The sequence below is a fragment of the Salegentibacter echinorum genome (genome assembly GCF_900129445.1).
GTDB lineage: Bacteria > Bacteroidota > Bacteroidia > Flavobacteriales > Flavobacteriaceae > Salegentibacter > Salegentibacter echinorum.
Window position 1 is genome coordinate 545530 of sequence record NZ_FQVT01000001.1, and the last position, 11724, is coordinate 557253.

Annotated in this window: 8 protein-coding genes; 1 reads left to right on the top strand and 7 read right to left on the bottom strand. The window is 37.5% G+C overall.

Annotation, left to right across the window (positions count from 1 at the left end; genetic code table 11):
* Positions 1-163: 163 nt before the first annotated feature.
* The 3 genes from purL to BUA71_RS02480 form a co-directional block, all read right to left on the bottom strand.
* Positions 164-3859: a phosphoribosylformylglycinamidine synthase gene (gene purL, locus BUA71_RS02470; RefSeq protein ID WP_072876358.1), complete on the bottom strand. Its 3696-nt coding sequence runs from the start codon at positions 3857-3859 to the stop codon at positions 164-166.
* 134 nt (positions 3860-3993) lie between these two features.
* Positions 3994-4569 (bottom strand): lamin tail domain-containing protein, encoded by a 576-nt coding sequence (locus BUA71_RS02475; RefSeq protein ID WP_072876359.1) that lies wholly within the window; start codon positions 4567-4569, stop codon positions 3994-3996.
* A gap of 283 nt (positions 4570-4852) precedes the next feature.
* Positions 4853-6067 carry an RsmB/NOP family class I SAM-dependent RNA methyltransferase gene (locus BUA71_RS02480; RefSeq protein WP_072876361.1) on the bottom strand — a complete coding sequence of 405 codons (1215 nt, stop codon included), beginning with the start codon at positions 6065-6067 and terminating at the stop codon, positions 4853-4855.
* Between the two features lie 260 nt (positions 6068-6327).
* Here BUA71_RS02480 and BUA71_RS02485 point away from each other — a divergent pair, with 260 nt between their 5' ends.
* Complete coding sequence (locus tag BUA71_RS02485) at positions 6328-7389, top strand: WD40/YVTN/BNR-like repeat-containing protein (RefSeq protein WP_072876363.1); 1062 nt, start codon at positions 6328-6330, stop codon at positions 7387-7389.
* A gap of 147 nt (positions 7390-7536) precedes the next feature.
* Here the strand turns inward: BUA71_RS02485 and BUA71_RS02490 are convergent, their stop codons facing one another.
* The 4 genes from BUA71_RS02490 to BUA71_RS02505 form a co-directional block, all read right to left on the bottom strand.
* Entirely contained in the window at positions 7537-7998 is a 462-nt protein-coding gene (locus BUA71_RS02490; RefSeq protein WP_072876365.1) for a hypothetical protein, read from the bottom strand.
* Position 7999: 1 nt separating this feature from the next.
* Positions 8000-8524, bottom strand: a complete 525-nt coding sequence (locus BUA71_RS02495; RefSeq protein ID WP_072876366.1) for a hypothetical protein — start codon at positions 8522-8524, stop codon at positions 8000-8002.
* Positions 8525-8556: 32 nt separating this feature from the next.
* On the bottom strand, positions 8557-9102 hold the full coding sequence (locus BUA71_RS02500) for an RNA polymerase sigma factor (RefSeq protein ID WP_072876368.1): 546 nt from the start codon (positions 9100-9102) through the stop codon (positions 8557-8559).
* Between the two features lie 781 nt (positions 9103-9883).
* The gene (locus BUA71_RS02505; protein ID WP_072876370.1) at positions 9884-11713 is read right to left on the bottom strand and encodes an ABC transporter ATP-binding protein; all 1830 of its coding nucleotides are present in this window, start codon (positions 11711-11713) and stop codon (positions 9884-9886) included.
* Between the last annotated feature and the right edge of the window lie 11 nt (positions 11714-11724).

Here is an 11724-nt window from a genome sequence, read left to right on the forward strand (position 1 = left end):
CAAATTGATAGTCATAAACTTAATGGGTAACATTACAGCGAAACCGAAAGAAAATCTAGTGGGACAATTTTGAAAAAAGAAATTTTAATTATTTGATAAAAAAAGAGCAGGGGTTGATATTCCCTGCTCTGTTTATTTTATTTATTCAAATTATTTATCCCATTTAGAATTTTCTATTTTCACGTTCTTCCAGCCACTTTCTAGCGTTTACAAAAGCCTCCAACCATGGACTTACTTTGTCATCTTTCCTGTCTTTGGGATAGTATGCCCAATTCCAGGGGAAAGTAGAACGTTCTAAGTGTGGCATCATTACCAGGTGACGACCGGTGTTATCTGTTAACATTGCAGTGTTAAAGTTAGATCCATTAGGATTGGCCGGGTATCCCTCATATCCATATTCACCTACAATGTTATAGTGTTCCTTCTGGTAAGGTAAACTAAACTTTCCTTCCCCATGTGCAGCCCAAATTCCCAGTTTGCTACCGGAAAGAGAACCAAGCATCACAGACTTATTTTCTTTAATTTCTACGGAAGTAAAATTACATTCAAACTTGTGGGAAGCATTATGCAACATTTTTGGTTTCTTTTCATGGTCTGGATTTATTAAGCCTAATTCAATAAAAAGCTGGCAACCGTTACAAACGCCCAGGGATAATGTGTCTTCTCTTTTAAAGAAATTATCTAATGCTCGTTTGGCTTTATGGTTATAAAGAAAAGCCCCGGCCCAACCTTTGGCACTGCCCAAAACATCGGAATTTGAGAAGCCGCCAACTGCAGCGATAAAATGTATATCTTCCAGAGTTTCCCGGCCAGAAGTTAAATCTGTCATATGCACATCTTTTACATCAAAACCGGCTAGGTGCATTGCCCGGGCCATTTCGCGTTCAGAATTAGAACCTTTTTCCCTAATAATCGCCGCTTTAATACGTTTTCCAGAGGATTTCTCGACTGCGCTCGAAGTGACTGGGAGTTCGCCTGTGAAATTTTTAGGAAAGTTAAACTCCAGCGGTTGCTTTTTATAATTGTTGAATCGCTCTGTAGCTTTGTCCAATCCGCTTTGTTTTTGGTCTAAGAGAAAAGAGGTTTTGTACCAAACATCGCGTAATTCAGCAACATTAAAATTGAGCTTTTCTTTACCATTGGAGATCTTCAGCTCGTTACCTTCAACCACACGACCAATTTTAAAGAATTCAATGTTATTATCGCGCAATACTTTTTCAGCAAGCTCATCTTTCGCCTGAAAAACAATTCCACAGTTTTCATTAAAAAGTAATTTCAGGCTGTCTTTTTCATTTAGACCACTAAGATCAAATTCAGCTCCCAGGTTATTATCGGCAAAACACATTTCAAGTAAGGTGGTAATAAGTCCGCCAGAAGCCACATCGTGTCCTGCCAGGATTAAATCTTGCTTAATCAAGCCCTGAATATTATAAAAAGCATCGGCAAATTTTTTATCGTCTTTAATAGTAGGAACATCCTTGCCAACTTTATTCAGGATTTGGGCAAATGAGGAACCGCCAAGTTTAAAATTATCCTGGGATAAATTGATATAATAAATATCTCCACCGTTTTTCTGTAAAACAGGTTCTACGGTTTTGGTAATATCGTCACAATGGCCGGCTGCCGAAATAATTACCGTGCCGGGAGAAAGTACTTCGCCGTCTTTGTAACGTTGCTTCATAGAGAGCGAATCTTTTCCTGTTGGCACATTAATGCCCAGCGAAATTGCAAAATCTGAAACTCCTTTTACAGCTTCATATAACCTGGCATCTTCTCCTTCATTATTGCAGGGCCACATCCAATTGGCAGAAAGGGAAACAGATTTTAAGCCTTTTTCCAAAGGTGCCCAAATAATATTGGAAAGCGCTTCGCCAATGGAATTTTTAGAACCGGCCACAGGATCTACCAAAGCCGAAACCGGCGAATGCCCAATAGCAGTGGCAACTCCTTCTTTGCCGTTGTAATCTAAAGCCATTACCCCGCAGTTGTTTAAAGGTAATTGTAAGGGGCCTGTAGTTTGTTGTGTTGCTACACGCCCGGTAACGCAACGATCTACTTTATTGGTAAGCCAATCTTTACAAGCCACGGCTTCCAACTGCAATACCTGTTCTAAATAATCTTTAATATTTTCTGAAGAATACACCACATCCTCATAACTTCGGTTCACGGTAGTATCTTTCATAATTGTTTTTGGAGAGCTTCCAAACATATCTGAAAGTTCCAAATCCATAGGTTTCTCCCCAGATTTTTCTCCTTTAATGGTAAACCTGTTATCGCCGGTCACGATCCCAACCTCATAGATTGGCGTGCGCTCACGGCGCGAAACTTTCTCAAGTATTTTAAAGTTTTTACCATTTATAACCAATCCCATTCGTTCCTGGGATTCGTTTCCTATAAGTTCTTTGGCCGAGAGAGTGTGATCGCCAACGGGTAATTCATCTAAATCTACTTTTCCGCCGGTTTCTTCTACTAATTCGCTCAAACAGTTTAGGTGACCACCAGCTCCGTGATCGTGAATAGAAACAATAGGATTATCTTCGCTTTCTACCATTCCCCGCACCGCATTTGCAGCACGTTTTTGCATTTCGGGGTTAGCTCTTTGAATGGCATTTAATTCGATACCGCTGCCAAATTCACCGGTATCTGCTGAAGAAACTGCGGCACCGCCCATTCCAATACGGTAATTTTCCCCACCAAGGATTACAATTTTATCGTCTTTCTGCGGAATGTCTTTTTGGGCGTGTTTTGCTTTTCCATAGCCAATACCGCCGGCGAGCATAATTGATTTATCATAGCCTAAAGTTCGGTCGTGTTCTCTGTGTTCAAAAGTTAAGACTGAACCCGCAATTAAAGGTTGGCCAAATTTATTTCCAAAATCTGAAGCTCCGTTAGAGGCTTTTATTAAGATATCCATTGGGGTTTGGTACAACCAATCCCGTTCGTTCATTTTTTTCTCCCAATTCCTGTCTTCTTCCAGCCTGGAATAAGAAGTCATATAAACGGCGGTTCCTGCGAGTGGGAGGGAACCTTTTCCTCCGGCCAGTCTATCGCGAATTTCCCCACCGCTTCCCGTAGCAGCACCGTTAAAAGGTTCTACCGTGGTTGGGAAGTTATGTGTTTCAGCCTTTAGGGATATTACAGATTCAAAATCTTTGTTTTCATAATATTCTGGTACATCTGGTAATTTTGGAGCAAATTGTTGTACCCGGGGACCGTTAATAAAAGCTACATTATCTTTATAAGCAGAAACAATCTCATTTGGGTTTACTTCTGAAGTTTTTCTTATAAGTTTAAATAAAGAATCTTTTTTCTCTTTCCCATCTATCACAAAAGTACCGTTAAAGATCTTATGCCGACAATGCTCTGAGTTTACTTGAGAGAATCCAAAAACTTCAGAATCGGTAAGCTTTCTGCCCAAATTTTCGGCGAGTTTCTCAAGGTAGGTTACCTCTTCAGCATTAAGTGCTAAACCTTCTTTTTGGTTGTAAGCTTCAATATCATCAATCTCAATAATTGGATCTGGTTTAATGGGCGTATCAAAAATATCCTGTTTTAAACCGTCGTACTTTTGTGAAAGCATGGGGTCAAAATCGTGAAAATTTTCATCAACTCTTAGAAACTCTTCAATTCTAGGAATTCCTTTAATGCTCATGTTTTGTGTGATTTCTACCGCATTGGTACTCCAGGGAGTGACCATAGCGGCACGCGGACCAACAAAAAAATCTGCCAATGCAGATTTATCTATTTGTTGGGTGTTTCCAAAAAGCCAGTTTAATTTAGTGATATCTTGAGCCGTAAGGTTAGTGTGCGTTTCTACCACAAAAACCTTGGTGGCCTGGTCTCCAAAGAAAAGGATCATACTATGTGATTTTGTGTTGTTTGAGAAAATACAAATTTAGGTTTTTTATAGAGAATAATTTAGAAATATTATCGAAGAAAATCTCATTTGAAAGCTAGCCGACTATTAAGGAACTTTAGAATATGAGTAGGGGATCAATAATTCCCTAATCCTTCAAAATTGTCCAATTCAAATGCTTCCCAATGAGTCGGGGTGTAGGTAGAAGCAGGTTCGGTTTGGTTTTTCTTTCTTCTTAAACCGATATCTTTTGCGAAATCTTCAGCATTATCAAATTTACCAATAATATCAATTAATTTTCCATCTTTAAAAAGTCCAACGGGATCATTACCGTTAAAGTCTAAAGGCGCACCTGCTTTTAATTGATCGGCTTTCTCAATAAGTTCGGTAATAGTAGCAGATTCATTTGTAATAACAATTACTTGTTTATATGCTAATTCTCCCAAAAGCTTTTCTTCTCCCATCCAATCTCCGCTGCCGTTTGTTTGCTTTTTAATACTATAATTTTCAGCTTCAAGATCAATATTTTTTCCGGTAAGATTTACTATTTCCAAAGCTTTATTGAAAGAAGATCCTTCTATGTATTCTGAAAAGAAAATTTCATTAGAAAAGTCAACAGATTCTGGTTCTTCGGTTTCCTGCGCAATGTCGTCGTTGGAACAGGAAAGAAAAATAAGGAAAATTCCAGAAATAAAAAGATGACTGACTTTCATTTGGGAAATATTTCAAGTAAAATACTTTAATTCTACTGAAATATTTTCCTTTAGAATTATTGGGTAAAATCCCTTAGCCATGTCGAGTAAGCAGTCGCAGTAATTAGGGGCGAGTCGTTTTAATAACACATAAGAGATTGCCGCGCTCCTTCGTCGCTCGCAATGAAATCGCGAACCCTATCACCACAAAGAATAATCAAAGAAAGATATCGCCACGCTCTGCGTCCTCGCGATATGATTACCCGAATACCCCAACTGATTTCTCACAACCCACAACCCACAACTAAGAATCTTTCTCCAACAATGCCATATAAAATCCGTCGTAACCGGTTTCTGAAGAAAGGATGGTTTTATCTTTTGAAAGCTTAAAGTCTTTTCCGTTTTCTGAATTTAAAAAGCGATCTACCTGTTCTTTATTTTCTGATGGTAGAACAGAACAGGTGGCATATACCATTTTTCCGCCAGGTTTTAAAATTCTGGAATATTTTTCAAGAATCTCAAATTGGGTATTTCTAAGACTTTCTAAAAATTCGGGCTGAAGTTTCCATTTTGCATCTGGATTACGACTTAGCACTCCGAGTCCGCTACAAGGTGCATCGATTAAAACCCTATCTGCAGTGCCATAGAGCTTTTTAATTACTTTGGTCGAATCTATAGTTCGTGGATCTATATTATGCGCACCGGCACGCCTGGCGCGACGTTTAAGTTCTTTGAGCTTGTTACCATAAATATCAGTAGCTATTATCTGGCCTTTATTTTGCATTAAAGCCGCCAGGTGTAGCGTTTTCCCGCCGGCACCGGCACAGGTATCCACAACACGCATTCCCGGTTCTACTTCTAGAAAATGCGCTACGAGTTGGGAAGAAGCATCCTGTACTTCAAAGAAGCCGTTTTTAAAAGCTTCTGTTCTAAAAATATTACTGCGCTCTACTAATTCTAAAGCTTCAGGGTAATTTTTAATACGTTTGGTCTCAATCTCCTCTTTTTGCAATTTTTGTTGTAATTCGGCAACGGAGATTTTAAGGGTATTTGCTCTAATAACCACCGGAGCCTGCTTGTTTAAGGCAGCAATTTCCTTTTCCCACAATTGCTCCCCAAGCTCTTTTTTGCCTTTTTCATCTAGCCAATCTGGAATTGATTCCCTATATTTTCTAATCTTGCTTAGGCTATCAAACTTTCCCTTAATTCGTCGTGTGGGCGTATTTTCAAATTGTGGCCAATCTGGTAGTTTAATGCCGCGCAAAGTTGCCCAAACCGTAAATAGACGAAATAAGTTCTCACGGGAAAACGGTTCTTTAACTTCGGCAATTTCAGCATAAAGCCTTTTCCACCTCACGATATCATAGGTGGTTTCAGCAATAAAACTGCGATCCCGTGCTCCCCAGCGTTTATCCCGTTTTAGTGTTTTTTCAATCACTTTATCGGCATAAGCCCCTTCATTAAAGATTTCGGCAAGAGCATCAGCGGTGGCAAAGACCAGGTTCCTGTGTAAACGCATAACTAAATTTTAAGGGCGCAAAGGTACATTTTTTTGCCCGATAATTGATTTTTTAAATGCCGTGAGAAGCTTTTTGAAATTGAACGAACCATTTTCCTGATTTTTTTGGAGTAGGAAAACGTCTAAATTACGGTTTTTAAGTAGGACTTTTTAAATACAGGCTATTCCGTCAAAAATCCTTCGGAAAAAATTATCTTTGGCCTGGTGTATTGATATTGTATCACGTTACATCGAATTCTGTTTAACCAAAACTTATCTTGATGAAGAAGTTATTTTTGTTGTGCCTTCTGGCTGTTTTTTCCTGTAAATCTGATACTAAATCTAAAGAGGAAATTAGTAAAACCACGCCTAAAGATTTTACTGAAGTTGAAATCCAGGAGATTTTCACCAATGACTCTTTGAGTATTAGGGCTATTGAAATTATTGGAGAAAATATAGCTTTTGCAGCCAATAAAGGCAGTTTTGGTATGTATAATAGTCAGTCGAAAAAATGGCTCACCAATACTCAAAAATATGACAGCCTAACTCCAGAATTTCGTGCAGTGGCAGCGACCGAAAATGATTTTTTTATGTTGAGTGTTGGCAGTCCGGCATTGCTTTATAAAACCGGGGATTCTGGAAACATGGAATTGGTTTATAAAGAGAAACACGAAAAAGCGTTTTATGACGCTATGGCTTTTTGGAATGACAGCGAAGGAATGGCTATGGGCGACCCTACCGATACCTGTATCTCTATAATTATTACCCGGGATGGCGGAAATACCTGGAAAAAATTAAGCTGTGAGAATTTACCTAAAATTAAAGATGGCGAGGCCGCATTTGCTGCCAGTGATTCTAATATTACTATAAACGGCGACAACACCTGGATCTTAACCGGAGGAAAAACTTCCAGAGTATATTTTTCTCCCGATAAGGGAAAATCGTGGGAAGTCTTTGATACCCCTTTAATTGATGGTAAAGCTACTACCGGTGGTTATAGTATGGATTTTTACGATGAGCAAAAAGGAATAATTGTGGGTGGTGACTATACCAATCCCAGCGGAAAATTGGCAAATAAAGCTATATCTAAAGATGGTGGGAAAACCTGGAACCTCATTGCAGAAGGGGAGGAGCCGGGTTATAAAAGTAGCGTAAACTTTGTTCCGGGTAGTAAAGCTAAGCATATTATCGCTACTGGATTTAACGGTATTTCCTATTCTAAGAACAGCGGTAGATCCTGGGAACAATTATCTGATGAAGGTTTTTATACCTTAAAATTTAAAAATGATTCTGTGGCTTATGCCGCAGGTAAGGGGAGAATTGCTAAGCTGCTGTTTAAATAAATAGAAGTTGAGGTGTAAGCTACCCTGGAACATTTAAATCACGATTATCGATTAAAAAAGAATCCCGGAGGTTTTTTACAAACGACCGGGATACTTACTAACTAACCAAAAAAACTAATCATGAAAAATTAATCATTATTTGCGATTTTATTCCTCGCGTTTTTGTTCTTTTCTTTCTCTTTCTTTTCGCGCCCTGTATTCTTTAATTAACTTCTTGTGAAACTCCCCTTCCAGTTTCTGTAGTTTTATAATTTCCTGTGCAGACATTATTTCCCTAAGATCCTTAAAAAGCTGCTTTTTTAAAATATAATCTTCTTTTTCTATATTTACATACTCTTCCAACATTTCATTGGCATCTCCTTCTGTGATGCATTCCAGGTTTGGCAGGTCTCTATGTTCGCGTTTCCTTAAGTCTCGCTGCTTAGCTTCATATTCATTATAAATAGGCCAAAATTTTTGCGCACCTTCTTTGCTCAAACTCATTTCTTGTGTAAGAAATGCTGTTTTTAATTCTTTAATTTTTTCGCGGTAATCTTCCTTGCCTTGATCTTGTGCCTGCATGGAAAACAGTCCAATGCAAATAGCTAATGTGGCTAATACGTTTTTCATGTTATTTATCTTCTAAAATATAAATGGGATCTTCCATATTCTCATCCAGGTAATCTACCATCGCATTAGTATTTAGATCATTTAAATCTGAATCATCCACAATGTATCCTTCAGAAAAAAGATAATTGGAGATTTCAGAAGTGGAAAAATCAATATTATTATTATCAATATAATCCTCCATCACAGAGAGCTGCACATTGTCCCAGTTAGTGTCGGTTTTGGGATTCAGATAAAAAGTACTGGCCAGGGCAAGCACAATTGCAGCAATACTGGCTGCATATAAAAGAACTTCTTTATTGAATAAAACCCTAACTTTTGGTTTTTTATGCCTGGCTACATCTTCCAATAACTCGTGCTCGAAATCTTCAAAATAAGATTTTGGAGTTACAAAGCCTGCGGTTTTTTGTCCTTCAAGCGTCTCCGTTAAGCTAAGTGTATTGCATACTTCCTGCTCCAAATCTTCAAAATAGTTTGGAGGAGTTTTAAAACCCGAAGGCTGTTTATATGCTGTTTTCTTTGCTTTCATTTGATATTATGACTATAAAAATCAATAATGGTTTAATGCGATTTTATAAATTCCTCTATTTTTTTGGATGCGTGATGATAAGAAGCTTTTAAAGCACCTTCACTTGTTTGCAAAATTTCAGCCATTTCCCGGTATTTTAATTCCTGAAAATATTTCATATTAAAAACCTGTTGTTGTTTCGCGGGCAAACTGGCAATAGCTTTTTGAAGCTTTAATTGGATTTCATCCCCTTCAAAATAAACATCACTTTCTAAATTAGTAATAAGTCGCTGCTGAAGATCTTCGGAAGATATTTGTAATTGTTTGGCTTTTTTATTTAAAAAATTTATGGCTTCATTGGTCGCAATTCTATACATCCACGAGTATAATTTGCTGTCTCCCTTAAATTTTTTAATGTTTTTAAAAACTTTAATAAAAGTATTTTGTAAAACATCATGGGCGTCTTCATGGTTTTTCACCATGTTCCTAATGTGCCAGTACAAACGCTCTTTATATAAAGAAACCACTTCTTTAAATGCGACAGAAGAAGTTTCTTCGTTTTGTAAACGTTGAATAAGTTGATTTTCGGACGGTTCCAAGGGAATGTAAGTTCTAATTTTTAATCAATCCCGATTAACGGAAATCAAAGGTAATTAAAACTTTAATCACCATAAAGCAGTAAGATAAAGAATAATACTTCTTAAATAAATGTGAGTAAACGTTATATTATCGATAAAGTGCAAATAAAGCAGATAAAGTGCAATTTTTCTTTGGTTAACCGGTTTATCTGAATTATATTTACCTTGTTAAAATGAATGAATTAAATTTTTGTCTAGAAAAATTTGAATTAAAGCTTTATTCCATCTGCCCCAAGATGCGAATAATTTTAAGAAAGGATGGAGTTCGCTTCATCCTTTTTTTATTTTTTACAGTTCAAGGTTCAAGGTTCAAGGTTCAAGGTTCAAGTAAAACAGTAGGCAGTCGCAGTGTGCAGTGAGCAGAACTGCTAAGCACTAAACTACCAACAACAACCGAGAGATTGCTGCACTCCTGCGTGGTTCACAATGAAAAGACTGAAGGCCAGTTGACAGGTGCAGTATTCAGTGAGCAGGTGCAGTTTGCAGTAAGGCAGTAAGAAAAATGATGAGATGTGATGATATGATAATGCGGCTATTTGTAAATTCGGAATCGTAAAAGAATTAATATAGTACAATATCCTTCTTAAAGTTTACAAAATACGAAGCTATTGGTATTAGTAAACACTAACCAGTCGTAGTGTTTAAACACCAAACAACAAACCAAGTTATCGCTTCAAATTATTTGATTGTCAAACCTTTAACCTGAAATCCAAAACCGACCGAGAACTGATAACCGATTTCCCTACTCAAAAGATTGCATTTCTACCAGTTTTTGATAAGTGCCTTTTTGTGCGAGTAACTCCAAGTGTTTTCCCTGTTCTACAATTTCACCTCTGTGCAAAACGATAATCTTATCGGCGTTTTGAATGGTGGAAAGTCGGTGGGCGATGACTATAGAGGTTCTGTTCTTCATCATATTCTCCAGGGCATTCTGTACCAATTTTTCACTTTGGGTATCCAGGGCAGAGGTAGCTTCGTCCAGGATCATAATTGGCGGATTTTTAAGTACGGCACGAGCGATGGAAAGCCGCTGTTTTTGTCCGCCACTTAACTTGTTCCCGCTATCCCCAATATTGGTGTCCAGGCCATCTGGAAGTTCGCTTACAAATTCCCAGGCATTGGCTACTTTTAGAGCGTCTATAATCTCGGCTTCAGTAGCATTGTCTTTTCCTAAAGCGATATTGTTTCTTACCGTATCATTAAAAAGAATAGAATCTTGCGTTACTAATCCCATTAAATTCCGAAGGGACTTTTTGGAAATTTTCTTAATGTTGGTGCCGTCTAAGCTTATAGTGCCTTCATTTACATCATAGAAACGGGTAATAAGATTGGCAATAGTCGATTTCCCGCTGCCCGATTGTCCTACAAGAGCTACCATTTGGCCTTTTTCTACTTTCATGGAAAACTGCTTTAACACATTTTCCTTTTCATATCTAAAATTAATATCCTTTACTGTAATATTATTATCAAAGCTTTCTTTCTGAAGGGCATTTTTATCATCTTTAATAGTAGATTCGGTTTCGATGATTTCTAAAATACGCTCGGCGCTGGCATTACCTTTCTGGATGGAATAGGTTGCTTTGGAAATGGCTTTTGCAGGCGTTAAAATATTATAGGTAAGTACCAGGAAGCCTATAAAAGTTGAAGCATCCATACTATTGTCCAACAACACCATTCTACCGCCAAACCACAAAACAATAGTAATCACGACCACGCCTAAAAACTCACTCATTGGAGATGCCAGGTTTTGACGATGCAATAAAGAATTCAAAATTTGGTTTAATCGGCTGGTACTTTCATAAAACTTTTTGCGAAATTTCCCTTCAGCATTAAAACCTTTTATAATTTTTAAACTGGATAAAGATTCTTCTACAATAGTAAGGAAATTGGCATTTTCCTGTTGTGCTTTAGTGGATTTAGACTTTAGTTTTTTTCCAATGGATGATATTATTAATCCTGAGATTGGTAGAAAAACAAGCACAAATAAAGTCAGCTTAGGACTCAAAGTGAGCATTGCCGCTAAAGTGAAAATAAGGGTGAGGGGTTCTTTTACAAACATCTCCAGCATGCTTAAGAAGGAGGTTTGGATTTCCTGAACATCGCTCGTAATCCTCGATATAAAGTCACCTTTTCGTTTTTCAGAAAAAAAAGAAACCGGTAACTCTACAATCTTATCGTAGATACGGTTTCTTATATCCTTTAGTATTCCGTTTCTAAGGTTTGCAATGAAATAGAGCGCTAAATAATTAAAAAAGTTTTTCAGAAAAAAAAGTGTGACCACGGTAATGCATATCGTCACCAATGCCGCAATTTCTCCATATTGCTCTACTTGTTGGTTTAAAAAGAAATTGGAATAATCGTTAAAATAATCTTTTAAAGCACCAAACTCGCCGTTCCATTCGGGTTTTATTTTTACCGCTTCTTCTTCGCCAAAAAGAACCCTAAGCATTGGAATAAATGAAATAAAAGCCAGGGTGCTAAATAAGGCATAAAAAATATTACTAATAACATTTAGGATCGCAAAACGCTTATAAGGTTTTGCGAAAAGCAGTATCTTTTTTAAATAGGTCATAAAAGCGGGTG

Excerpts from the sequence above, each read along its gene's own strand:
- purL (WP_072876358.1), bottom strand. The coding sequence starts at position 3,859 with ATGATCCTTTTCTTTGGAGACCAGGCCACCAAGGTTTTTGTGGTAGAA.
- BUA71_RS02475 (WP_072876359.1), bottom strand. The coding sequence starts at position 4,569 with ATGAAAGTCAGTCATCTTTTTATTTCTGGAATTTTCCTTATTTTTCTT.
- BUA71_RS02480 (WP_072876361.1), bottom strand. The coding sequence starts at position 6,067 with ATGCGTTTACACAGGAACCTGGTCTTTGCCACCGCTGATGCTCTTGCC.
- BUA71_RS02485 (WP_072876363.1), top strand. The coding sequence starts at position 6,328 with ATGAAGAAGTTATTTTTGTTGTGCCTTCTGGCTGTTTTTTCCTGTAAA.
- BUA71_RS02490 (WP_072876365.1), bottom strand. The coding sequence starts at position 7,998 with ATGAAAAACGTATTAGCCACATTAGCTATTTGCATTGGACTGTTTTCC.
- BUA71_RS02495 (WP_072876366.1), bottom strand. The coding sequence starts at position 8,524 with ATGAAAGCAAAGAAAACAGCATATAAACAGCCTTCGGGTTTTAAAACT.
- BUA71_RS02505 (WP_072876370.1), bottom strand. The coding sequence starts at position 11,713 with ATGACCTATTTAAAAAAGATACTGCTTTTCGCAAAACCTTATAAGCGT.